Origin of the sequence: Marinobacter sp., assembly GCF_044799475.1 — a bacterium.
In the GTDB taxonomy this organism is placed as follows: Bacteria; Pseudomonadota; Gammaproteobacteria; order Pseudomonadales; family Oleiphilaceae; genus Marinobacter.
On sequence record NZ_CP085217.1, the window covers coordinates 1,657,654 to 1,680,999 of the forward strand.

Consider the following 23,346-nt stretch of genomic DNA (forward strand, 5'->3'; position numbering starts at 1 on the left):
CACTGACTGACCATGGAATTCACTTACCGCGGAAAAGACAGCAGCGGCAGCCAGCAGCAGGGAGCCCTTGAAGCCTCCAGTGCGGATGCGGCTGCCTCGGAGCTGATGCGTCGCGGTATTACTCCCTTGCAGATCACCGAGAAGGCGGCCTCTGCCGGGGCGAATTTCAACCTTGCGGCCATGCCCATTTTCCGGCGCAGGATCACGCTGGATGAACTGCTGGTGTTCTGCCGCCAGATGCACGCCCTGACAAAAGCCGGCATACCGCTGATCCGGACCATGCGAGGCCTGGCGGACACCACCCGCTCCCAGGTGCTGAGCGAAGTGCTCGACGACATTACCGACCGGCTGGAGGGGGGGGTGACCATGGCCACCGCCATGCAGGCGCATCCGAAAGTGTTTTCCGACCTGTTTATCGCGATGATCCACGTCGGAGAAAACACCGGTCAGCTGGACGACGCTTTCAAAAGACTGGGGGAAATACTCACCCTGGAACGGGATACCAAACGGCGGATGAAACAGGCTCTGCGCTATCCCACCTTTGTGGTCGTAGCGTTACTGGCCGCCCTGATGGTGGTGAATTTCCTGGTCATTCCAAAGTTTGCCTCGGTTTTCGACAAGCTGGGGGCGGATCTGCCCTTTCTTACCCAGATTCTGGTGGGCACCTCCAGTTTCCTGATCAATTACTGGTGGGTGCTTCTGTTTGCAGTGGCAGCTGCGGCAGTACTTTTACGGCAATGGAAGAACACCGAGCAGGGCAGGCTTACCTGGGACCGCTACAAGCTGAAAATGCCCATTATCGGGCCGCTTCTGGAGCTGATTACCCTCAGCCGCTTTGCCCGCAATTTTGCCAGCATGCTGGCAGCCGGCATGCCGGTCACCCACGCTTTGACCGTGGTCGCCGACGCCACCGACAACGCCTGGATAGCCAGGCACATCAAGGACATGCGGATGGGAATCGAGCGTGGGGACAGCCTGTTGCGGACGGCCCGGGCCAGTGAAATGTTCACGCCCCTGATACTGCAGATGATCGCGGTGGGGGAGGAAACCGGTGCGGTGGATGAAATGCTGGTCAATGTGGCAGATTTTTACGACGAGGACGTAGACTACGGCCTCAAACAGCTGGCGGAGTCCATCGAGCCGATTCTGATCGTCGCCATGGGCGTGCTGGTGCTGATTCTGGCGCTGGGGGTCTTCCTCCCGATCTGGGATCTGGGGTCGGCGGCCATGGGCCGGGGCTGACGTGGCGCGCACACCGCCACTCGGCGGCCACAGGCGACCGCTGATCGGGCGGCAGCTGAGATTCTGGCTATGTCTATGTATTCTGTTCATTTTGTGGTGGTGGGTAATGGATGCCCTGGAGCGGGAGGCTGAACGGGCAACGGAGCTGTCAGCCAATATGATACTGGGGCAGCTGAGATCCGCCCTGGTGATCAAGGGAGCCGAAGTCATGCTCAGCCGCAAGCAGGAGCTGGCGGACCACGAGGGGATAAACCCGTTCGAGCTGATTGATCATCAGTGGCGCTCCTACAAGGGGGCGTGTTCGGGAATGCTCCCGGAGCAGGGAGACTGGTGCTTTCGAACACGGACACGAAAAGAAACAGACAAAATCGATAAAGGCTGGCTAATTTATAACCCGGGGCAGCCGATAACCATACAGGGCCGGTCGGCGAATGCTGGTGAACCTCTGGCGTGGGAGGTGGCAGCAGAATTTGTGGACCGGAACGGAAATGGCCTCCGGGAGCAGACGGAAAGCCTGACGGGCCTGAAGCTCGTGCCGGTCACGCTGACCAGGGACGTGGACGTGCGATAGAAATCGCATCTCAAAAAAACGAAGTCTGAAACCTGGAAAGAGGCGAAACAATGCAATTATCGAACAGAAAACAGCAGAAAGGCTTTACCCTGATCGAGCTGGTCGTGGTTATCGCCATTCTCGCCATTCTTGCGGCCTTTGCGCTGCCGCGCTTTGCCCAGCTTTCGGAGCAGGCGCACGACGCGAGCATTCAGGGCACGGCTGGCGCCTTTGCGGCTGGTGTGGCTCTGGTGAAAGTACAGTGGGTGGCCAATGGTCTTACAGGTGCAGCCGACGATGTCATTGGTTTTGGCAATGACAATGTTGATGTCAGTGCCGAGGGCTGGCCGACGGCTACGGGCGGAAATAACACCGCGGAAATGACTGCGGGCCGCTGCCTCCAGGTATGGCGTGGCGTGCTGCAGTCGAATGCCCCCTCAGTGTCGGCTGCTGCCACAGACAATCCGGATTTTCTTGCCACGGAAGTAACCGGCGACTGCAGGTTTACCTACCAGTTGGATGGCCAGACAAGTTTCATCGAATACGACGCCAACACAGGCGAAGTTTCAACAGTAGTCAATTGATCATTCAGATCAAAAATCAGAAAACCAAATAACGGAGTAGAACCATGAACGCAATGCAGGCACTCGCAACAAGAAAGCAAAAAGGCTTCACCCTGATCGAACTGGTCATGGTGATTGTAATTCTGGGCATTCTGGCGGCATTTGCTTTGCCGCGGTTTGCGGATTTGGGGGGTGAGGCTCGTGCTGCTTCCCTTCAAGGCGCCGCTGGGGCAGCAAAGTCAGCGTCTTCGATCGTCCATTCAGCATGGCTTGCTACAGGCAGGACTGCTCCTGTAGACCTTGAGGGTGTCGACATCACTGTTAGCGCCGAGGGATATCCTACCGCCGATGCGGATGGCATCATGGCCGCTGCGCAGCTGACAGATGACTATACGCTGACGGGGACAACGGTCACGCCCAATGGTTTTGATGCAACCTCTGACGCTGATGGCGATAGCACAGCGGGTGAATGCTCGTTTACCTACACGGCTTCGACGGGCCGAGTGACTAACATCACAACAGACGATTGCGTGTAATCTTGGCATCGAGCAGGTGATAGCCTCCATCATCCCGGCCCTTAATTTGATTGGTCGGGAGCCGGATTTGAGCTCGAAGCCCATGGCTGACCTAAATTTGTCCCGCGCCCTTGGCTTTACGCTCGTTGAACTGGTCATGGTGCTCATCCTCATTGGAGTCATCTCTGCCCTTGGCGTCGGCCTGTTCGCAGGCCGATCCGCCTTCAGCCCTCTTCTGGCAACCCAGCAGTTAGCCTCTTCAGTGCTGCTGGCGCAGCAGGCCGGCCTGGCGGGCAACGGCGCCAGCGAGCTTTCCGTCACACAGAGTACAAATGATTTCCTGTTTACCATCCGCAATAGCGGCTCTGTCGCCCAGGAATTCCGCATTGCCCGGGAAGGCACCAGCCTTTCCGTCTCCGGGGCTTCTTTCCCCATTTCCTTCAATGCTGATGGTATCCCGGATACCGGTGGCAATGCCCAACTGACCTTCACCGGTGACAGCATCTACAGTGTCTGCCTGAGCTCCCTGGGTGCCGTTTATGCCGGGAGCTGTCAGCCATGAGGCGACCTTTGCGCTGCACTCCACAGGCTGGCGCCACTCTGGTGGAACTGGTGATGACCATTGTCATTATCAGCATCGCCATTGCCGGAGTGGTGGGGGCATTCGCCCTGATTACGGGCCGCAGTGCCGATCCGCTGAACCAGACCCGTGCAGTGGAACTGGCCCAGCTGTACATGGATGAAATCATCACCAAAAAATACAACGACAACACGCCCCAGGGCGGCAGGCCAAAGCAGACCAGCAATCTCTGCGATATTGGGCCGGAAGCCGGCGAGTCCAGGGACACCTTTGACGATGTGGACGACTACCACAACCTTGTGGATGAACCGCCCGCCGCGGCCGACGGGGCTTTGACTGGCTACAACGGCTTCCGGGTCACGGTTACCGTGACCTGCGCCGGCAGTCAGGTGGGGCTTGCCAATGAAGATGGCAAGCGCATCGACCTGAGCATCGTTGCTCCCGGTGATCAGAGTTTTGTCTTCTCTGCCTACAGGGCCAACTTCTGATGGCCCGGCGCAACGGCTTTACCCTGGTCGAACTGGTGATCGTGATTGTGCTGCTGGCCATTGTTGCCACCATTTCCGTCCGCTTTGTGGCGCTTTCGACAGGGGGTGCCATAGATACCGGCGCGCGGCAGCAGAGAGCACTGGCCGGCGTGGTGATCAGCGAGCAGGTTACCCGGGCCCTGCGGGAGGCGCTGCCCACCTCGGTTCGCACCAACGGGTCCTGCATCGAGTGGATGCCGACGGTGGCAGCATCGAACTACCTTGACCTTCCCCGGGGCAGTAATCCGGATTCCTTCGAGGCGGTGCCCCTGGCGGGTGGACAGTCCGCAAATGGCCGCATCGTGGTGTATGGCTATGGCGGCGACCTCTACAATCCCTCCAGCCCCGGGCCAATTTCGCCTCCTGCCACAGTGCCGGGGGGATCTTCGCCGGTAACAGTTACCTTCGACGGCGGCGCGACCCACAGATTCAATACCAACTCGCCGGAAAAACGCTTCTATGTGGTCAGTGAGCCGGTGACCTTCTGCCAGTCAGGGCGTTTTCTCTACCGCTACAGCAACTACGGCATCCAGAGCGGCATAGGGGCCAGCCTGTCCCCCGCAATGCCGAACCGCCAGGTGCTCGCGGCCACACTCCAGGCCAATTCCCTGAACTTCGAGGTGATGCCGCCCACCCTCCAGCGCGGCGCGGTGGTGGCATTTGAATATGTCCTTGAAGACACGGATTCTGGCGAAACAATGCCCGTGCGCCAGGAGGTACAGATCCGCAATGTGCCCTGACAGCTCTCCTGCCAATCAGCGCGGAGCCGGCCTCCCGCTGGCGCTTTTCATTATCACGGTTCTGGCCCTGCTTGTGGCCGGCATGGCCCAGCTGCAGGAAAGCTCAGCCGGGGCCGTCAGCCTCCAGATCCAGTCCCAGCGGGCCTTTTTTGCCGCTGAGAGCGGTGCCCAGGCCGGCGTTGCCGAAGTGCTGTCAGGGGCCAGTTGTGGGGCGGTCAATTCACCAAAGACATTCACCGTCAGCGGCCTGAACGGCTGCGAAGCCCTGCTGGATTGCAGCTCGGTCCAGGCCGACATCGAGGGAAACAGCGACCTGGAAACGGTATTCACCCTGACCAGCACCGGACAGTGCGGTGCCGGGCCTGATTTTGCACAGCGGGTTGTGGAGGTACGGGTGCGATGAGATATCTGATGCTATTGCTGGCACTTCTGTTTCCGGCTGCTGCCATGGCCACGATTACAGTTTTCGCCAATGGAGACCCCGCCGGCCCGGTGACTGTTTTTGTCGATGATACGGTGTTTCTTGAGGTAGTGGCGGATGGTTGCGAAGGCGCTGGGGGAAATAACTCGGCCTGGCGTGACACCTGGACCAATGCTGGCGGCCCGGAACAACAGGTATTCACGACCAGCCCCTGTGATGACTCGCCTTTTGGGAGAACCGTCAGTTACGGAACTCCTGGAACCTACACCGTTTCCTACGTTTCAGAGTTCTGTCGGAACCTGAAGGACAATGAATGCAAGGGCGGGGGATGGCAGGTCGATCAGAGCGACGACATAACCATCATCGTCAAGCCGCCGCTTACCTGTTTCAACGATGACTTCACCAGTGGCACCCTGAGCGCGGATGACTGGGTTACATCCGTGTCCCGGGGGAATTTTACACCGGCTATTGCCTCGAACGGTCGTCTGCGAATGACCCAGGCGATCAGCAACCAGGCCACGGCGGCGACGTTGCAGCGGGAAATTCCCGGGGCAGACAACCTGGTGATTCTTGAGTTTAACTACTTCGCATACGGAGGTAATGGCGCCGACGGCCTGGCTATTGCCCTGTCAGATGCGACGGTCACTCCCCAGCCAGGCAGTTATGGCGGCTCCCTTGGCTATGCCCAGCGGAACAACGGTGATCCGGGATTTGCGGGGGGCTGGATTGGCATTGGGCTGGACGAGTATGGGAATTTTTCCAGGTCCAACGAAGGCCGTGTTGGGGGGGCCGGGTTTCGCGAGGACGCAGTGGCCATTCGGGGCGCTGCTCCGGATTACCGGTACCTTGCCGGCACCCCCACCCTGAGCACGGGTATTGACCAGCCAAATACCAGCAATCCTTCGCCCCACCGGTACCGCATTACCGTGGATTCCCGGGCACCAGGGCAGGCGCTTATCTCAGTGGAACGTGACCTGACTGCAACCGGCAATAATTACGATGAGCTGATAGCGCCGTTTAATGCGCTTGGCCAGTCAGGCCAGCCTGGCGTGCCGGAAAACTTTCTGCTGTCGTTGACCGGCTCTACGGGCGGCTCCAATAACATCCACGAACTGGACAACGTCCAGCTCTGCGCCGAGAAACTCAATCCCGTGGGCGCCCAGGTGGATCATTTCGAGATTGTCCACGACGGCACCGCGCTGACCTGCCAGCCCGAAACGGTGACTATCCGGGCCTGTGCCAATGAGGACTGCAGCAACCTGTTCACGGATCCGGTCGCTGCCAACATGAGCCCCAGTGGCTGGGTGGGCGGAGATACGGTGAACATCGCCAATGGGGTTACAACCACGGCCATGTTGCGCCATACCACGGCGGAAAGCGTGGTGCTGGATGTTGTTGGCTCCCAGCCATCCGCCAGACCCCAGTCCACTACACTTTGCCAGATCGGAAGCAGCGGCCTGAGTGCGGCCAACTGTACCCTCATGTTTTACGCCTCTGGCCTCGCGTTTGATGTGCCGGATCTGATTGCCAATCAGACTTCGACCACCATCCAGGTCAGTGCCGTACGCCAGGACGATGTCACCCAGGCCTGCGTTCCGGCTTTTTCGGACGTTACCCGGGATGTTGGCTTCTGGTCCACATTTGTGGATCCCAGCGGGGGTGACCTGTCCGCCACGCCCTCCGTATCGGTCTCTGGCACCCAGACTGGCCAGTCTGCCGCGGCGGCGACGAGCATTGCCCTCAGTTTTGATTCCGCAGGGGTGGCCGAAATCGACGTGGCCTACCCGGACTCGGGTCAGATGCAGCTTGACGCTCTGTATACCGGCTCGGCCGCCAATGATGACGATGGCCTGAGCATGCCGGGTGCTGACCTGTTTGTGAGCGCTCCGGCCGGTTTCTGCATTGAAGCAACGGAAGCCCCTGCCGCCTGCACCGGAACCGCAAGCGACTGTTCTGTGCTGACAGCGGCCGGGGATCCGTTTGATGTATCCCTTCGTGCGGTGGCCTGGGAGGCCGCAGGTGAATCCGGCGCTCAGTTCTGTACCGGCAATGCCACCGCTGCAAATTTCCGGATAGCATCCCTGGCACTTGCCCATGAACTGGTGGCGCCGACAGGGGGACAAACCGGTGATCTTGAGGTGACGATAAGGGATATGACCCCGGCGGATGCCGGAGCGGCTGCGTTCAGCCAGGAAATATCAGAAGTCGGAGTCTTCAATCTTCTGGTGCCTGCCGGCCAGCCATACCTGGGCACTGTTCTTCCCGGTGGCGCCAGCGAAGCTGTCGGGCGGTTCACACCGGCATTTTTCGATATTGATTCAGCCGCCACCATCGACGGCGTTCTGGATGCAACCTGCAACGCCGGAACTGCTTTCAGCTATACCGGCGAGCCTGTGGGCTGGTCCGTGGTTCCTGACGTGCAGATTCGTGCGCTGAACCGTGCCGGCAGCGTGACCACGAACTACACCCTCGGCGGATTCCAGAAGCTGGACGCAAATGGGATTTCGCGCACGCTTCCTGCCACCGATGATACCCAGCAGCTTTCAGACGGCCCGGCACTGGTGCCGGTTATCTATGACGTCAACCCTGCCAGCCTGGGGGTGGTGGCACCGGGAATGCTCCGTTATGCATTTTCCTCTGCAGACGAGGTGACATACAGCAAGCTTGAGTCCACGCGCCTTGCGCCTTTCACGCCCGACCTGACCCTGAGCATTGACGCCATCATGGATTCGGACGGAGTTTCAGGCATGGGGCTGCCGGCAGTCCTGTCCCCGCAGAGTTCCTTCGAGATGCGCTACGGCCGCCTGGCCATGCAGAATGTATTTGGCCCGGAAAACATTGCGGCTCTCGAAATGCCCTTTCAGGCGGAATACTGGAATGGTGGGCGGTTTGAGCTGAACACTGCGGATGATGGTTGCACAGGCTGGTCAACCGCAGACATAACCGGCAGCAGTGATCACCACAGCCTTCAAGCAGACACTGGAACCCTGGCCAGCGGCGTTGGCGGCCCCCTGGTGCTGTCACCTGCCGGCTCCCAGGGCACGGATACCCTGATCTGGGGTATGCCTGTCTGGCTCCAGGACTTCTGGAGCGGCTCCGGCAGCCTGGAAAACCCCTCGGCTCTTGCTACTTTCGGGGTCTACCGCGGCCACGACCGGGTGATTTACTGGCGTGAAAGGTAAGATTTAAAGAAGCAGGCTCAGCCTTCCTCCTCGCTGTCGATTCCCAGCTCGTTGATTTTGCGGGTGAGGGTATTTCGCCCCCATCCCAGCAGCAGCGAGGCATCCCGCCGGCGCCCGCCGGTGTGTCTGAGGGATGTCTCGATCATGATCCGCTCAAATTCCGGTATGGCTGTGTCCAGAATGCCTTTGCGGCCGCGCTTGAGTTCCTGTTCCGCCCAGTTCTGAAGGCCTTCCTGCCAGGTCTGGCCGGTGGGCGGCGCATCCGCCTGGTTCAGCAGTTCCGGTGGCAGATCGTCCACGTGGATTTCCCGGCCACTTGCCATGACCGTCAGCCAGCGGCAGGTATTTTCCAGCTGGCGGACGTTGCCCGGCCAGGGCAGGGTGGTGAGGTATTCCTCGGCATCCGGCCGGAGGATCTTGGGCTCCACCGCCAGTTCCTTCGCCGCCTGTTTCAGGAAATGGTGCATCAGCCGTGGAATGTCCTCCCGTCTCTCCGCAAGCTTGGGCAGGTGAATCCTGATGACATTGAGGCGATGGAAAAGATCTTCCCGGAAGCTGCCGGACTGCACCAGTTTCTCCAGGTCCTGGTGGGTGGCGGCTATGATCCTCACGTCAACCTTTATGGGTGTTGTGCCGCCTACCCGGTAAAACTCTCCGTCCGCCAGCACCCGCAGCAACCGGGTCTGGGTGTCGGCAGGCATGTCGCCGATCTCATCCAGAAACAGTGTGCCGCCGTTGGATTGCTCGAACCGCCCCTGACGGGTCGCGGCAGCCCCGGTGAATGCCCCTTTTTCGTGCCCGAAGAGCTCCGACTCGATCAGATCCTTCGGAATCGCTGCCATGTTCAGGGCAATAAACGGATGCCGTGACCTGGGGCTGTGGTTGTGAAGGGCCTGGGCGACCAGTTCCTTGCCGGTGCCGCTTTCTCCGTTGATAAGAACCGTGATGTTGGAATGGGAGAGGCGGCCGATGGCCCGGAACACCTCCTGCATGGCGGGGGCTTCGCCAATGATCTCGGTCGTACGCTGGGAGGTGTCGGCCACCGGCTCAGCCGTGGCGCGGCGTTCATGGCTGTGGGCAACGGCCCGCCTGGCGAGGGCGACTGCGTCGTCAACGTCGAAGGGTTTGGGAAGGTATTCAAAGGCACCGGTCTGATAGCTGGTCACCGCGCTTTCAAGGTCGGAGTGTGCCGTCATGATGATGACGGGCAGATCGGGATGGGCCTGCACTATGCCGGACAGAAGTGCGATGCCGTCGATGCCCGGCATGCGGATGTCGCTGATGATGGCTTCCGGCTGTTCGTGATCCAGCCGGGCAAGAATGCTCTCGCCGCTGTCAAAGGTCCGGGGCTGCATGCCCGCCTGGCTCAGGGCACGCTCAAGCACCCAGCGGATACTGCGGTCGTCGTCGATGATCCAGACGTTTGCCGATTGGGTCATTCTGTCTCCTCCAGCGGCAGGAAAATAATGAAATTGGTGCAGCCTGGCTCGCTTTCGCATTCCACCAGGCCATGGTGCTGTCCGATGATGCTCTGGGTAATGGAAAGCCCCAGCCCTGTACCGCTAGCCCGGCCACTGATCATCGGATAAAAGATGTTCTGAAGCAGGTCAGGGGGGATACCCGGTCCGTTATCGATCACATCAACCCGGCAGACCAGCCGGTAACGTCGGCTGCCGATGGTGAACTGACGAAAGGCCCGGGTGCGGAAAGTGATGGTTGGAGGCTCCCCGTTACGCAGGCCTTGCGCATCCCTTTGTTCGAAGGCCGCTTCCATGGCATTGCGTGCAATATTCAGGAATGCCTGAATGAGCTGCTCCATGTCCCCCGGGAATTCCGGCAGGCTGGGGTCGTAATCCCTGCGGAAATGAAGCCGCCCCCGGCTCTCGGCTTCCAGCAGGGTGCGTACCCGCTCAAGCACCTCGTGGATATTGGTGGGGGCCATGCGCAGGGCCCGGTTTGGGCCCAGCATTCTGTCTACCAGCCCCCGCAGACGGTCCGCCTCGGCGATGATCACCTGGGTGTACTCCTTCTGTTCCTCGCTGTCCAGTTCCCGGTCCAGCAGTTGAGCGGCTCCCCGAATGCCGCCCAGGGGATTCTTGATTTCATGGGCCATGCCGCGAACCAGTATCCGGGTGGTTTCCTGCTGGGAAATAATTTCCTCTTCGCGGCTGATCCGTAACAGCCGGTCCCGGGGTTGTACCTCGAGCAGCAGGTCGCCTGCCTCATTGCCCAGTGGCGCAACGGAATAGTCCACCACAAAGCGGGAACCGGACATGAGTACGAACTCCGCTTCACGTTTGGTGTAGGATTGGCCATTCGCCGCCGCGTTCTGAAGGGTTTCCAGTGCCTGATCGGACTCCACGAAGAGGTTTAGCACTGGTGAGTCCTGAATGCGGGTCAGGCTGGTTTCCAGCAGGCTCTCGGCAGAAGGATTGAGATACCGGACTTTCAGATCCCCACTCAGCACCAGCACCGCCGTTGTGAGGTTATCCAGTATGTGTTTGTAGCCCGCCGGTGTTGCCATGCCTTTCTCCTGTGGTCCACGCAGCACTCTTCAGGACGAGAGTTGCAAAAAACGAACCAGAATGGCGCCGGCGGTTGATTGGTGCGCCGCTGGCAGGCAATCCCGGGCTCAGGCCCTGCAGGAGCGGAGCTGGCGGCGTTAGTTCCAGTCGCAGAGATTCAGGCGCGCACTCTGAAAGATCAGAGTATGGCGCCTTTCCAGGGCGGGCGCACAATTATGGTGCGTTAATTTTGCTGGGGAAAGGGCGGTGTCTGAACGGAAGGGCGATGAAGGGTGAATGTGATGCTTTCGCCCTGCTGCACCGGCCGGCCACGGCTGTCCACCACCGATACCCGGGCTTCGTGGGTGCCGCGGAAAACGTTTTCGAGGGTAAAGCGGCCACTGGTGGACTGGCCAACCGGCTGTCCGTCGAGGGTTACCTCATACATATGGCCTTCTTTGAGGGAAGGCGTGCTGGACACCTGCAGCGCTATGTCCCCGCTGCCACTCCAGAAGGATTCTTCGTCCTCCGGGGATCTGAACTCAATGCGCTCATACGGGGCGTTGTTGGTATTTTCCTCTCCACTGGAGCGTATCTCGATGGTCCCAATATCCTCCTGTTTTGGCAGAGTTACCGTGGTGACGGGCTTTACCTTGATCTCCTCTGCACCTTCCCGGGGCTCGTCGGAGTATGTGACATTGCCGTCTTCATCCACGTGCCGGTACACCTCCGACCAGGCAGGCATGGCAAGGGAAATCAGTAACGCGGCCAGAACTGTCTTTGCTGTATTCATCGTATGGGCCTGTGCAATAACTGTTTTCTGATTATCGGCAGAGGCCTGGGGCTTTGCAAATAGTTGCATGCCACTGACCGTTACAACCGGTTAATCCCGGAAGTCGGGCACAAAAAAACCCCGCACAGGGCGGGGTTTTGCATTTTCATCTCTGCTGGCTTACACCGAGTAGTAGAGTTCGAACTCGACCGGGTGAGTGGTCATGTTCAGGCGCTCGACTTCCTTTTCCTTGATGCCGATGTAACCGGCAATCATGTCTTCGGTGAAGACGCCGCCACGGGTCAGGAACTCGTGATCTTCGGCGAGAACATCCAGCGCTTCCTGCAGGGTCTGGCAGACAGTCGGGATGTTCAGTGCTTCTTCCTTCGGCAGGTCATACAGATCCTTGTCCATGGCATCGCCAGGGTGGATTTTGTTCTGGATGCCGTCGATGCCAGCCATCATGAGGGCTGCAAAGGCCAGGTAGGGGTTCGCTGAGGGATCAGGGAAGCGCACCTCGATACGGCGGGCCTTGGGGCTGCTCACGTAGGGGATGCGGATGGAAGCCGAGCGGTTGCGGGCCGAGTAGGCCAGCATGACCGGGGCTTCAAAACCGGGCACCAGACGCTTGTAGCTGTTGGTTGACGGGTTGGTAAAGGCGTTGATGGCCTTGGCGTGCTTGATGATGCCGCCAATGTAATACAGGGCCATTTCGCTCAGGCCTGCGTAGCTGTCGCCAGCGAACAGGTTCTTGCCGTCCTTGTTCAGCGACATGTGTACGTGCATGCCGGAACCATTGTCACCAACCACCGGCTTGGGCATGAAGGTGGCGGTTTTGCCGTAGGCATGGGCCACGTTATGTACGCAGTATTTCAGAATCTGAACTTCGTCTGCTTTCTTCACCAGGGTGGCCGGGCCAACGCCAATTTCACACTGGCCAGCTGTGCCTACTTCGTGGTGATGAACTTCGATATCGAGGCCCATGGACTCCATGGCGGCACACATGGCGCCACGCAGGTCATGAAGACTGTCCACCGGCGGAACGGGGAAGTAACCGCCCTTGACGCCCGGCCGGTGGCCGATGTTGTTAAGCTCGAACTCGTCGCCGGATACCCAGGCAGCTTCTTCAGAGTGAATGGAATACATTGCACCCTGCATGTCGATTTTCCACCGTGCGGAATCAAACACGAAGAATTCCGGTTCCGGGCCAAAGAGGGCGCCGTCGGCCAGGCCGGTGGACTTGAGGTACTCTTCGGCGCGACGGGCAACAGAGCGGGGATCGCGCTCGTAACCCTGCATGGTTGACGGCTCAACGATGTCGCAGGTGATGTTGACGGTGGTTTCTTCAGTGAAGGGGTCCAGTACGGAGCTGGAATCGTCAGGCATCAGGATCATGTCGGATTCGTTGATGCCTTTCCAGCCAGCAATCGAAGAACCATCGAACATCTTGCCTTCGGCAAAAAAGTCGTCATCGGCCTCTGTCGCGGGAATAGTTACGTGCTGCTCTTTGCCGCGGCTATCGGTAAACCGCATATCAAGCCATTTAACTTCGTGTTCTTTGATCAGATCAACTGTTCTGGACATTATTGAATGCTCCGTCTGTTACTCCGCCTCGGGCGGGAAAGTTCTGTAATCCTGGTGTCGGACTGTTAATTGCCGAAGGTTTTTTCAGAAGCTCCGACTTCCGACCTGTTTTTTCAGGTCTCGGCAGCTTAGCAAAAGCCTTGGCTGCCTGCCTGTAATTCTGGACGCCGGATTATACCGGACGGCTCTGATTGACGGATAGCAGGGCCACGAGGTCTGATGTCCGGCAATCCTGCCCGAAGTGAAAGCAATCTGCTTGCCAGTTTTCCCGCTATGCGCCACAACAGCGCAGCAGCGCTCTTATGGGCATTTTTCGTGGTCTTCTACCGGACTTCAGGGTCTGCCAGAACCTCAAAGGATGCGCCAACATGGTGCAAAAAATTACGATGCGCACAAATACAGTGCATATGCGGCCTTCCTGACCGCCGGCAAGTCAGTAAAACGCGGCTCCTGGCGAAACCGGCCACCCATCGGCATATCCCTACATAGTTACTGGGGGGACTTTGCTATATACTGCGCGCCCGGATTCACCCTTATGGTGTAGGTACCGGTTCCTTATCAGATTTGAGATGGCATGCGCGTGGCAGCGAGACTGCGACCAGACGATCCTCTCAGGTCCTCATGCATGCCGCAGGATACAGTTGTGATAGAAAAACTCCGTAACATCGCCATTATTGCCCACGTTGACCATGGCAAGACCACCCTTGTGGACAAATTGCTGCGTCAATCCGGAACCCTGGATCGTAAAGAGCTCGAGAGCGAGCGCGTGATGGACTCCAACGATCAGGAAAAAGAGCGTGGCATCACCATTCTTGCCAAGAACACGGCACTGAAATGGAAAGACTACGACATCAACATCGTGGACACTCCGGGCCACGCCGACTTCGGTGGCGAAGTCGAGCGGGTGATGAGCATGGTTGACTGCGTGTTGCTGGTGGTCGATTCCATCGACGGCCCCATGCCGCAAACCCGCTTTGTGACCCAGAAGGCCTTCGCGGCCGGTCTGCGCCCGATCGTGGTGGTCAACAAGATTGACCGTCCCGGCGCGCGTCCGGACTGGGTTGTGGATCAGGTTTTTGACCTGTTTGACAACCTGGGTGCGACCGAAGAGCAGCTTGACTTCCCGATTGTCTTTGCCAGCGCCCTCAACGGCATTGCAGGCCTGGACCACGAAAACCTGGATGACAACATGGATGCCGTGTTCCAGGCGATTGTTGATCATGTGCCTGCACCGAACGTGGATCTGGACGGTCCGTTCCAGATGCAGATTTCCCAGCTGGACTACAACAGCTTTCTGGGTGTCATTGGTATTGGCCGCATCGCCCGCGGCAAGATCAAAACCAATTCGCCGGTGACCGCGATTGGCGCCAGTGGCAAGAAGCGTAACGGCCGTATCCTGAAGATCATGGGACACTCCGGTCTGCACCGTGTGGAAGTGGATGAGGCCCAGGCGGGCGACATTATCTGTGTCAGCGGCATGGACGAGCTGTTCATCTCCGACACCCTGTGCGATCCCGCTCACGTAGAGGCGCTTCCGCCGCTGACCGTTGACGAGCCCACGGTTTCCATGACTTTCCAGGTGAACGACTCACCGTTCGCCGGCAGGGAGGGCAAGTTCGTCACCAGTCGCAACATCAGGGAGCGCCTGGAAAAGGAGCTGCTGCACAACGTAGCCCTGCGTGTCGAAGAAGGCGAATCGGCCGACAAGTTCAAAGTGTCTGGTCGCGGTGAGCTGCACCTGTCGGTTCTTATCGAGAACATGCGCCGGGAGAACTTCGAGCTGGCGGTTGGGCGGCCCGAAGTGGTCATCCGCGAGGTCGACGGTGTGAAGCAGGAGCCCTATGAGAATGTCATCGTTGACATCGAGGAGCAGCACCAGGGTGCCACTATGGACCAGATGGGTCTTCGCAAGGGCGATCTGACGAACATGGTACCGGATGGCAAGGGCCGTATGCGCCTGGAATACACCATTCCGGCACGTGGCCTGATTGGCTTCCGGAATACCTTCCTGACCATGACCTCCGGTACCGGCATTCTGACCTCGACGTTCAGCCATTACGGCCCGATCAAACTCGGTGACGTCACCAGTCGCCAGAATGGCGTGCTGGTCTCCATGGCAACTGGTACCGCTCTGACCTACTCTCTGGAAACCCTCCAGAGCCGCGGCAAGCTGTTCCTCGATCCCGGCCAGGAAGTCTATGAAGGCCAGTTGTGTGGTATCCACAGTCGTGACAACGATCTGGTGCTCAACCCGACCAAGGGCAAGAAACTCGACAACATGCGCGCCTCCGGCAAGGATGAAGTCATTGCCTTGGTGCCGCCAGTCAAGTTCACCCTGGAGCAGGCGCTGGAGTTCATTGACGACGACGAGCTGGTTGAAGTGACGCCCAAGTCGATCCGCCTGCGCAAGAAGGTTCTCAAGGAAAACGAGCGCAAGCGCGCCAGCAAGAAGTAAGCTTTTTGCCGCGGAAAGGAAAAGGTTAGCCACGGAAAACACGGAAGGACACGGAAAGAAAAGATAAAGGATAGCCACGGACGACGCGGACACGCACGCAGGGGGTCAGATCAGGCTTGATCTGACCCCCTCCTTGGGAGCCTTTGTCCGTGCCAAACATTCTTTTTTCCGTGTTCTTCCGTGGGTTCCGTGGCTATTTCCGATCTTTGTTTCCGCAGTTTCCCCGGCAAACCGTGATTTACCCCGCCAATGTCAGCTAGACTCCTGAGGTCCCCGAAACGGAGTTTGTGATGCTGAATCTCTATCCCGAAATCCGCCCCTACGCCGAACACCGCCTCGCTGTGGATCATCCACATGAGTTGTACATTGAGGAGAGCGGCAATCCTGATGGCGTGCCTGTTCTCGTCGTGCACGGCGGGCCTGGCATCGGCTGCCAGGACTACTACCGGCGTTTTTTCGACGCGGAGCGGTTCCGCATCATTCTGATGGATCAGCGTGGGGCAGGGCGCTCAACGCCACTGGCGGAGCTGGAGGGTAACTCCACAGCACGGCTGGTTGAGGATATGGAGAGCGTGCGTCAGTTTCTCGGTATCGACCGCTGGATTCTGTTTGGCGGCAGCTGGGGTTCCACGCTAAGCCTCGTTTACGCCCAGACATGGCCTGCAAGAGTGCTCGGCCTGATTCTCCGGGGGATTTTCCTCTGCCGGCCGATAGACATTGACTGGTTTTATCAGAATGGCGCCAGTCGTGTTTTCCCCGACTACTGGGAAGATTTTCTTGCTCCCATTCCCGAATCCGAGCGAGACAATCTGGTGGCAGCCTACTACCGGCGACTGACCAGCACCAATGAGCTGGAGCAGATTCAGGCAGCCAAGGCCTGGTCCATCTGGGAGGGCCGGTGCGCCACGCTGCACCCTAATCCCCGGGTTGTTGAGCATTTCGGACACCCTCACGTTGCCATCGCCCTGGCGCGGATTGAGTGCCATTATTTCATGAACAATGTATTCCTCGAGCCTGACCAGATTGTGCGGGATGCGGGGCGCCTGGCGGGAATCCCGGGGATCATTGTGCATGGCCGCTACGACATGGTATGCCCGCTGGACAACGCGCTGGCCCTGAGCGAGGCCTGGCCGGAAGCCGATCTGCGGATCATACGGGATGCCGGGCACTCGGCGTCGGAACCCGCGATTATCGATGCTCTGATGCGGGCCTGTGATGAACTCGCCGATCAGCTGGAGCATTCGTCCTGAGCGTGGGTTGCGAGCGGTCGGGTAAGTCGCTAGACTTACCGCCAATTAATATTACCTTCAGGACATGGGAAGTACATGAAGGGGCTGATTCAGCGTGTTACCCGCGCCAGTGTGACAGTTGATGGTGAGATTACAGGGAGTGTTTCCACCGGTCTGCTGGTCTTATTAGGTGTCGAAAAAAATGACAGCCAGGTTGAAGCCAGCGCACTCTGTGGAAAAGTTATTTCCTTTCGCCTGTTTGCCGATTCCAGCAACCGTATGAACCGGAGCCTGGAGCATATCGGCGGATCGCTCTTGATCGTCCCTCAGTTCACTCTCGTTGCAGATACCAGTTCCGGCACGCGCCCTGGGTTTTCCCGTGCCGCGGGTCCGCAGTTGGCCCATGAGCTCTACGATGTATTTGTAGGGGTCGCCCGGGACCGGCTTGGGGCGGCCAGAGTCGAATGTGGCCGCTTTGGGGCGGACATGAAAGTGTCCCTTGTTAATGATGGCCCTGCCACGTTTCTGCTGGAGGTTAGCTGTGGGTCGAATTAGTGCATGGCACCTGCAGTGGCATCCGGCTGGTGCGGCCTGGCCGTATCGAAATGCCCTTTCAGGCTCTGGAGGGCCTTCAGGCATTTGTAACAAAATAAGTTAATGAATTGTGGCCCGTTATTTGTAAGGTTGTGGCAAGCCCCTGAGGGCTTCGGGATGACCAGTGATGCCGGAATAAAAGATGTCAGGCTTGTCACAAAACTGACTAAAAAAGCTGGTATAACAGTTTGCAAATAGTCAGTCATTGTATTAAAACATGGATTCATGCAGAGCTTTAAATTGGCGCTGTAAGTAATTGACGGTTAAGGGTTCGATGGGTTTCGGACGAGACAGTCGGACCGGGCCTCCCGAATCAGGCAGGGAACGTCCATCGCAGGTGCGTCAGAAGGGCAGCAAAACACCAGCGGAAGTTAATGGAATAAAACTTTAATCGGCATTTACAAAATGTCATTAAACTGCCATTTTGCCGACACAGAATTGGGCCGGATGACAGCCTGATCATTAAGAAAGCGGGAAAAACCCGTCGCTAAAACTGAGTTAACTCAAAAAAGGAAGACGCAAAAATGAAAAAGACACTAATCGCATCAGCTATCGCAGCGATGGCTTTCTCCGGCTCCGCCCTCGCCATGGACGCAGCTACCGAACGTGCTATCGAAGCAGCAGACGCACGCGCCGACGTGCTGGCTGCCCGCATGGATTCCATGCCCAGCGTATACGGTAACATTCAGTACGCAATCACCCACGACAACTTCGACAATGGCCCATCTTCCATTGAGCACTTCGACAACGGCACCACTCTTGGTGTGCTGCACGATCACGAAATTGCCAATGGCGTCACCGGCTTCTTCAAGCTTGAACTGGAAGGCATCAACGCTGACGACAAAGCTGCCAGCAACGGCATCGACGGCCTGGACGAAGCCTACGTAGGCATTCGTAGCGAGCAATTCGGTCAACTGTGGGTCGGTTCCGATGACTCCACCTACGAGCGGGCTATTGTTGAAATCGCGAACTATTTTGAAGTTGGCGCCCTCAATCTTGGCCTCGGCTCTGGCTTCACCACCGGCGAAGGGGACCTGGTTCAGTACTCCAGCCCTTCCTTCAACGGCCTGACTCTGGGTGCTGCCATCCAGGTCAACGGCGATAATGACACCAAGACCAAGGGCGAGAAGTCCTATCCCTATCAGCTGGCTGCCATCTATGAGATGGATGCGCTGACTCTGGCCTTCGCCATGGATTCCAACGACGGCAAGGGTGCTAACGACAACACCTACGGCGTCCGCGGCAGCTACACAATGGATCAGCTCCGCCTGACCGCTGAGTATCAGACCACCGACGACAAGGCTGATCTCTTCGGTCTGGCTGGCTTCTATACCATGGGTGCCAACACCTTTGCCCTGGCTTATGAGTACCGGGAAAACGACTTTGGTAATGACCTGGAGACTGACACTCTCACGGCCCAGGCACTGCATAACCTGTCCGACAACATGTATGTGTATGTCGAAGGCTATCTGGGCGGTGGTGACGACGTCTATGAATACGTCGATGAAAACGGCGTAGTTCAGGCAACTGACGAGCGTTCCATTGCTGCTGTTGGTGCTGTTTACTACTTCTGATCTCAGACTCACGTCTGACCTGAAGTCGTAACGAAAACCGGTGATCCTCGGATCACCGGTTTTTTTATGTGTGCTTTTTGCCCCTGGTTTACGCTCAGGGGCTTCCCGGGCACTATCTTTGCTAACATGTTCTGAGGCGACCTTTAATCATGGAGCGAAACCAGCATGCCCCAGGAACTCGAACTCAAGCTCACCCTGACCCCTGAGGCACTCGAAATTGCCCATGACTGGCTGGGGCGCCAGGAACAGTCGAGCCATGGCAAAACCAGAACCCTGATCAATCAGTACTACGATACGCCTGCTGCCGATCTCAACCGCCAGCGGGCGGCCTTGCGGGTTCGCCAGACGGGAGACGGGTTTATCCAGACCCTGAAGAGCCGGGGGGATTTTGAGAAGGGCGCGCATAGGCGGGAAGAGCATGAATGGAACCTGTCCACACCGGAACTGGATACGGGGCTGCTTGTGGATACACCGGTGAGCGAAAAGCTGGACCTCACGAAGCTGGCCCCCGTATTTAAAACAGATTTCCAGCGGCGCATACTCATGGTGGATGACGGGGAGGCGGTGATTGAGTGCGCCTTCGATTCCGGTGTCATACGCGCAGGCAGCCGGGAACTGGCGCTCCATGAACTGGAACTGGAGCTGAAGTCAGGGGGCGAGCAGCGTCTGCTGCACTGGGCTACACAGATAGCCGGGCAGGTTCCGGTTTTTCTCAATCTGATCAGCAAGGCGGAGCAGGGCTATTATCACGCCGGACTGCGCAAGCCGGGGCTTCCCGACGCCCCGGAGGCGCTGGAGCGGCTATTGAGAGGGCTGAGTGTATGCTGGCTCACGGGAGAGGACACCAGGCCCCTGGCTGAGGCTCTGGACCTGCTTCGTGATCGTGCTGAATGCAGCGACCTGCTGGCCGAGTGGCAGTGGCTCCGCCAGAAGCTTGAAGCCGGCGTGAGGCCGGATGAACTCATGAACAATCCTGATCTGGGGCGGCTGCAGCTTGGTTTGCTAAGCGACAGGTGAAATCCCGCTCTTGCCTCATTCAGCTGTATTCACTGTGATGCAGGAATCCATATGATTGAGAAACAGCAGTTTATCGTTATTGGCCTCGGCGTTTTTGGTGCAACCATCGCCCGCGAGCTCACGCGTCTGGGACATGATGTGCTGGGTGTCGATTCCAATGAAGCCAAGGTGGATGATCTGGCGGAAGAGATTACTCATGCGGTGATTGCCGACGTCACAAGGGAAAATGCCCTGAAAGATCTGGACGCAGGCAGCTATGACGTCGGCATTGTCGCCGTCGGCCACAATGCGGAGGCTGCCATTCTGGCCACCATGTACCTGCGGGATCTGGGGGTTGAAGAAGTCTGGTCCGAAGCCCGAAGCCGGCAATACGCGCGCATCCTCGAGCGTATGGGCGCGACAAGGGTCATAACACCCGAGTCTGAACTGGGAATCATGGTGGCCGAAGAACTCAATTACCCGATGGTGAATAATTTCATCACTCTGGGGGATGATGAGATCGTCGTCGAGATCATTGTATCGGAGAACCTGGATGGGGTTGCCGTTTCAGAGCTTCTGAGCGACGACCCGACTGAATCGGCTTTTCTTCTCGTGAAACGGGGCAGCAAGACCCATCTGAAGCCACCGGACAGTTTCCGATTGAAGGTGGATGACCGTGCCATTGTTGCCGGTCCTCTGTCCGAACTGAGAAGGCTCGCGGATCGCATATGAAGCTCTGGCCGCCTTCATTTGTTCCCGGGTCCACGGCCTCCCGGCAGCCAGGCCCCCGCCGGGTGAGTCCGCCCCGTCTGCTCCTTGAGGTTTATCTGGTGCTGATCCTGCTGGGCACCCTGCTCCTGAAGCTGCCCTGGGCCACTCATGAACCGGTATCCTGGCTTGAGGCCGCCTTTACGGCTACCTCCGGGGTGACCGTCACCGGCTTGATAGTCGTTGACACGGGCAGCCAGTACACGGTGTTCGGTCAGCTTGTGATCCTTACGCTGATCCAGCTGGGCGGCCTCAGTCTGATGGCCTTTGCCGTATTGACCGCCCTCGCTCTGGGCTTCCGGTTCGGTCTCACCCAGCAGATGGTTGCCCGGGAGGCACTGAATGAGGTTTCATTCAAGTCCACCCGACGGGCATATATCTCCATTGCTCTGTTCGCGCTCACCGTAGAGGCTCTCGGCTTCCTGGTGCTGGCCGGTTTTTTCGTTCCTGAAATAGGCTGGGGGGACGGCCTCTGGCACGCCTTTTTCTATACCATTTCAGCCTTTAACAATTCCGGCTTCGCTCTGTCCCCGGACAGCCTGTCGGCTTATGTATCCCACTCCGGTATTTCCCTGACCATCAGTTTTCTGTTCATAACAGGCGGCCTGGGATATATCGTTGTGCGTGAACTGATTGAGAAAAGAAGTTTTTCCCGACTTTCCGTATACGCCCGCCTTATTCTGATCACTACTCTGGCGCTGAATGTGATAGCAACGCTGGCGTTCCTCGTTCTGGAATATGGCAACCCCCTGACCCTGGGCAACATTGAAAGCTTGTCGGGCAAACTGCTGGCCTCATGGTTTCAGGGCACCACGCCGCGCACTGCAGGGTTCAACACGGTTCATATCGGCTCGGTCACCATGGCTACCAGTGTTCTGTTTCTTTTACTGATGTTCATTGGTGGTGCCCCCAACTCGACCGCGAGTGGTATCAAGCTTTCTGCATTTGTCATTCTGCTGGCGACCACCCGTGCATTCCTGCAGGGCAATACCCACGTGACTGTTCTGAAGCGGTCACTTACGAGGGAGACCATCACCAAAGCGCTCGCTCTGGCAACCATCGCGATGGCCATTATTTTTCTGGGGATTTTTGCGCTCACGATTTCGGTGAAAGCGGAGTTCCTGGATATTGCCTTTGAAGTGGTTTCTGCGTTTGGCACGGTGGGGCTGTCCCGTGGAGCGACCAGTGAGCTGGGTTCGTTCGGCCAGCTCGTCATCATGGTTATCATGCTCGTGGGGCGGGTAGGGCCACTGACGCTGGGTTATGCGCTGACTGTAAGGCGCAAGGCACATATGAGATACGCCAAAGTCGAGTTTCCGGTTGGCTAGTGAAACCCATTTTCTCCCTCTGTTCTGGTGTTCGTGCCCGCCTTTTCCTGCATGGCATGCCATTTTGCAATGAACTTGCGGTAACGCTCCAGCGCAGCTTCTACAACTTTGATATCGGGAGTTTCGCTGGATTTGACCAGAACAATCAGTCCTTTGCCCTCGACATCCGTCGTGGGCACCGGATGACAGATCACTTCGTTATCGTGATTGATATAGGCCAGAGCCGTTCCAATGCTGTCCCGAATCAGCGCCGAGACTATGTCTGACCAGCTAAGATCATCCAGCTCGATGTCGTAACGATGGGGATGGTCCTGCTGATAGCTGAACAGGTCCTCAAGTACTTTCTCGGAGCCGGGGGATACTACCGCGCGAACCATGATCTCCGGATAGGTTCGCACTGGCCGGATAATCGAGCGGATGCCGAGGGCCTTGAACCTGGGACGATTCTCGTCCCGCACGCATTCGACCGTTACCCGGGCTTCCAGTTTCATCTCGCTCAGGCGGTGGGCGATGTCAAAGGTCAGGCTGTCCGAGACCGGATCCGCTTCATCCGGAGCCAGTACGAGAATGTGCTTTGCATCTATTACCTGCACAGCTCTCAGTGCTTCCGGGTCACTTCCGGACCCGTGATAGTGGGTCAGGCCCTCATCCTTCAGCTCGGGTGGGAGCCCGGTCGGATATTTCTGGGTGAGGATCTGGATGGGAATGGTTTCATAGCCAGGTATCTGGCGAACCTGCTGGGCGATGCGGTGAAAATACTGTTCGCCGCCATTCTGGGGTGTGTTGATGATTACGATATGGTTCTTCATGGGGTATCTCCAGCGTCCGGTGACCATGCGCTCCCTGCGATAGAAACGGTATTCAATGAAGTCACTGACGATCAGTGTGAGGATGGTGATCGACATGACAAACATTACCGCCATGGTGCTCACGCGGCCTATGGTTGTCTCGGGGGAGAAGTCTCCATAGCCGACTGTCACCAGGGTTGTCATGGTGAGCCATGCGGCTTCAAAAGGGCTGAGGTCTTCAACCAGACTCAGAACGGTGGTCTGGAAAACAAGCAGTCCCGCCAGAATTACGAACAGCCTTTTGATACGGCTGCGAATAATGCCGGACATCGGCAGGTGTGAGAGCTGGTGCTCCGGATTCAGCGGCCGGCGATTTCGTTGCATGCTGGGTCTTTTGGGTTGTCGTGTACCGGTGGAGGGCGCCACCGCTTCGG

The 23,346-nt window shown here is 58.0% G+C and carries 21 protein-coding genes; 16 read left to right on the forward strand and 5 right to left on the reverse strand.

The annotated features are described in order from the left end of the window. The first annotated feature begins 12 nt into the window (after window positions 1–12). The 9 genes from LG327_RS07805 (at window position 13) to LG327_RS07845 (ending at window position 8,320) form a co-directional block, all read left to right on the forward strand. Window positions 13–1,242 carry a type II secretion system F family protein gene (locus LG327_RS07805; RefSeq protein WP_404368088.1) on the forward strand — a complete coding sequence of 410 codons (1,230 nt, stop codon included), beginning with the start codon at window positions 13–15 and terminating at the stop codon, window positions 1,240–1,242. Between the two features lie 106 nt (window positions 1,243–1,348). Continuing rightward, window positions 1,349–1,813, forward strand: coding sequence for a hypothetical protein (locus tag LG327_RS07810; RefSeq protein WP_404368091.1), 465 nt, complete (start codon window positions 1,349–1,351; stop codon window positions 1,811–1,813). Between the two features lie 50 nt (window positions 1,814–1,863). Beyond that, window positions 1,864–2,376 (forward strand): prepilin-type N-terminal cleavage/methylation domain-containing protein, encoded by a 513-nt coding sequence (locus LG327_RS07815; protein WP_404368094.1) that lies wholly within the window; start codon window positions 1,864–1,866, stop codon window positions 2,374–2,376. 44 nt (window positions 2,377–2,420) lie between these two features. After that, window positions 2,421–2,891, forward strand: a complete 471-nt coding sequence (locus tag LG327_RS07820) for a type IV pilin protein (protein WP_404368097.1) — start codon at window positions 2,421–2,423, stop codon at window positions 2,889–2,891. An 82-nt stretch (window positions 2,892–2,973) separates the two neighbouring features. Then, on the forward strand, window positions 2,974–3,432 hold the full coding sequence (locus LG327_RS07825; RefSeq protein ID WP_404368100.1) for a Tfp pilus assembly protein FimT/FimU: 459 nt from the start codon (window positions 2,974–2,976) through the stop codon (window positions 3,430–3,432). Next, window positions 3,429–3,938, forward strand: coding sequence for a prepilin-type N-terminal cleavage/methylation domain-containing protein (locus LG327_RS07830; RefSeq protein ID WP_404368102.1), 510 nt, complete (start codon window positions 3,429–3,431; stop codon window positions 3,936–3,938). The genes LG327_RS07825 and LG327_RS07830 overlap by 4 nt, the downstream gene beginning before the upstream one ends. Then, window positions 3,938–4,717, forward strand: a complete 780-nt coding sequence (locus tag LG327_RS07835) for a type II secretion system protein (protein ID WP_404368105.1) — start codon at window positions 3,938–3,940, stop codon at window positions 4,715–4,717. Before LG327_RS07830 ends, LG327_RS07835 begins: the two co-directional genes overlap by 1 nt. After that, complete coding sequence (locus tag LG327_RS07840) at window positions 4,707–5,120, forward strand: hypothetical protein (protein ID WP_404368108.1); 414 nt, start codon at window positions 4,707–4,709, stop codon at window positions 5,118–5,120. The genes LG327_RS07835 and LG327_RS07840 overlap by 11 nt, the downstream gene beginning before the upstream one ends. Next, window positions 5,117–8,320, forward strand: coding sequence for a DUF6701 domain-containing protein (locus LG327_RS07845; protein WP_404368111.1), 3,204 nt, complete (start codon window positions 5,117–5,119; stop codon window positions 8,318–8,320). The genes LG327_RS07840 and LG327_RS07845 overlap by 4 nt, the downstream gene beginning before the upstream one ends. A 17-nt stretch (window positions 8,321–8,337) precedes the next feature. Here LG327_RS07845 and glnG read toward each other — a convergent pair whose 3' ends face one another. The 4 genes from glnG to glnA form a co-directional block, all read right to left on the reverse strand. Continuing rightward, window positions 8,338–9,759 (reverse strand): nitrogen regulation protein NR(I), encoded by a 1,422-nt coding sequence (gene glnG, locus LG327_RS07850; protein WP_404368114.1) that lies wholly within the window; start codon window positions 9,757–9,759, stop codon window positions 8,338–8,340. Next, complete coding sequence (gene glnL, locus LG327_RS07855; RefSeq protein WP_404368117.1) at window positions 9,756–10,844, reverse strand: nitrogen regulation protein NR(II); 1,089 nt, start codon at window positions 10,842–10,844, stop codon at window positions 9,756–9,758. The genes glnG and glnL overlap by 4 nt, the downstream gene beginning before the upstream one ends. Before the next feature lie 224 nt (window positions 10,845–11,068). Next, window positions 11,069–11,686 carry a DUF4124 domain-containing protein gene (locus LG327_RS07860; RefSeq protein WP_404368119.1) on the reverse strand — a complete coding sequence of 206 codons (618 nt, stop codon included), beginning with the start codon at window positions 11,684–11,686 and terminating at the stop codon, window positions 11,069–11,071. Window positions 11,687–11,776: 90 nt separating this feature from the next. Then, the gene (gene glnA / locus LG327_RS07865) at window positions 11,777–13,180 is read right to left on the reverse strand and encodes a glutamate--ammonia ligase (protein WP_404368122.1); all 1,404 of its coding nucleotides are present in this window, start codon (window positions 13,178–13,180) and stop codon (window positions 11,777–11,779) included. A gap of 643 nt (window positions 13,181–13,823) precedes the next feature. Between glnA and typA the strand changes: the two genes are divergently transcribed. The 7 genes from typA to LG327_RS07900 all read left to right on the forward strand — a co-directional run bounded on the left by typA (window position 13,824) and on the right by LG327_RS07900 (window position 22,124). Next, a complete protein-coding gene (typA, locus tag LG327_RS07870) occupies window positions 13,824–15,635 on the forward strand; it encodes a translational GTPase TypA (RefSeq protein WP_404368125.1) in 1,812 nt (603 codons plus the stop codon). 290 nt (window positions 15,636–15,925) lie between these two features. Then, on the forward strand, window positions 15,926–16,885 hold the full coding sequence (gene pip / locus LG327_RS07875; RefSeq protein WP_404368128.1) for a prolyl aminopeptidase: 960 nt from the start codon (window positions 15,926–15,928) through the stop codon (window positions 16,883–16,885). 75 nt (window positions 16,886–16,960) lie between these two features. Beyond that, window positions 16,961–17,419 (forward strand): D-aminoacyl-tRNA deacylase, encoded by a 459-nt coding sequence (dtd, locus tag LG327_RS07880; RefSeq protein WP_404368131.1) that lies wholly within the window; start codon window positions 16,961–16,963, stop codon window positions 17,417–17,419. Between the two features lie 563 nt (window positions 17,420–17,982). Beyond that, entirely contained in the window at window positions 17,983–19,032 is a 1,050-nt protein-coding gene (locus LG327_RS07885) for a porin (RefSeq protein WP_404368134.1), read from the forward strand. 165 nt (window positions 19,033–19,197) lie between these two features. Beyond that, complete coding sequence (locus LG327_RS07890) at window positions 19,198–20,049, forward strand: CYTH domain-containing protein (protein WP_404368136.1); 852 nt, start codon at window positions 19,198–19,200, stop codon at window positions 20,047–20,049. A gap of 51 nt (window positions 20,050–20,100) precedes the next feature. Then, entirely contained in the window at window positions 20,101–20,760 is a 660-nt protein-coding gene (locus LG327_RS07895; RefSeq protein ID WP_404368138.1) for a potassium channel family protein, read from the forward strand. 62 nt (window positions 20,761–20,822) lie between these two features. Then, a complete protein-coding gene (locus LG327_RS07900; protein ID WP_404368141.1) occupies window positions 20,823–22,124 on the forward strand; it encodes a TrkH family potassium uptake protein in 1,302 nt (433 codons plus the stop codon). On the opposite strand, the gene LG327_RS07905 is transcribed toward LG327_RS07900, so the two are convergent. Further along, window positions 22,121–23,296, reverse strand: a complete 1,176-nt coding sequence (locus tag LG327_RS07905; RefSeq protein ID WP_404368143.1) for an ion channel — start codon at window positions 23,294–23,296, stop codon at window positions 22,121–22,123. The genes LG327_RS07900 and LG327_RS07905 overlap by 4 nt on opposite strands. Window positions 23,297–23,346: the final 50 nt, after the last annotated feature.

Bases quoted from the DNA above. Each gene is read 5' to 3' on its own strand.
- LG327_RS07805 (WP_404368088.1), top strand. From the start codon at position 13: ATGGAATTCACTTACCGCGGAAAAGACAGCAGCGGCAGCCAGCAGCAG.
- LG327_RS07810 (WP_404368091.1), top strand. From the start codon at position 1,349: ATGGATGCCCTGGAGCGGGAGGCTGAACGGGCAACGGAGCTGTCAGCC.
- LG327_RS07815 (WP_404368094.1), top strand. From the start codon at position 1,864: ATGCAATTATCGAACAGAAAACAGCAGAAAGGCTTTACCCTGATCGAG.
- LG327_RS07820 (WP_404368097.1), top strand. From the start codon at position 2,421: ATGAACGCAATGCAGGCACTCGCAACAAGAAAGCAAAAAGGCTTCACC.
- LG327_RS07825 (WP_404368100.1), top strand. From the start codon at position 2,974: ATGGCTGACCTAAATTTGTCCCGCGCCCTTGGCTTTACGCTCGTTGAA.
- LG327_RS07830 (WP_404368102.1), top strand. From the start codon at position 3,429: ATGAGGCGACCTTTGCGCTGCACTCCACAGGCTGGCGCCACTCTGGTG.
- LG327_RS07835 (WP_404368105.1), top strand. From the start codon at position 3,938: ATGGCCCGGCGCAACGGCTTTACCCTGGTCGAACTGGTGATCGTGATT.
- LG327_RS07840 (WP_404368108.1), top strand. From the start codon at position 4,707: ATGTGCCCTGACAGCTCTCCTGCCAATCAGCGCGGAGCCGGCCTCCCG.
- LG327_RS07845 (WP_404368111.1), top strand. From the start codon at position 5,117: ATGAGATATCTGATGCTATTGCTGGCACTTCTGTTTCCGGCTGCTGCC.
- glnG (WP_404368114.1), bottom strand. From the start codon at position 9,759: ATGACCCAATCGGCAAACGTCTGGATCATCGACGACGACCGCAGTATC.
- glnL (WP_404368117.1), bottom strand. From the start codon at position 10,844: ATGGCAACACCGGCGGGCTACAAACACATACTGGATAACCTCACAACG.
- LG327_RS07860 (WP_404368119.1), bottom strand. From the start codon at position 11,686: ATGCAACTATTTGCAAAGCCCCAGGCCTCTGCCGATAATCAGAAAACA.
- glnA (WP_404368122.1), bottom strand. From the start codon at position 13,180: ATGTCCAGAACAGTTGATCTGATCAAAGAACACGAAGTTAAATGGCTT.
- pip (WP_404368128.1), top strand. From the start codon at position 15,926: ATGCTGAATCTCTATCCCGAAATCCGCCCCTACGCCGAACACCGCCTC.
- dtd (WP_404368131.1), top strand. From the start codon at position 16,961: ATGAAGGGGCTGATTCAGCGTGTTACCCGCGCCAGTGTGACAGTTGAT.
- LG327_RS07885 (WP_404368134.1), top strand. From the start codon at position 17,983: ATGAAAAAGACACTAATCGCATCAGCTATCGCAGCGATGGCTTTCTCC.
- LG327_RS07890 (WP_404368136.1), top strand. From the start codon at position 19,198: ATGCCCCAGGAACTCGAACTCAAGCTCACCCTGACCCCTGAGGCACTC.
- LG327_RS07895 (WP_404368138.1), top strand. From the start codon at position 20,101: ATGATTGAGAAACAGCAGTTTATCGTTATTGGCCTCGGCGTTTTTGGT.
- LG327_RS07905 (WP_404368143.1), bottom strand. From the start codon at position 23,296: ATGCAACGAAATCGCCGGCCGCTGAATCCGGAGCACCAGCTCTCACAC.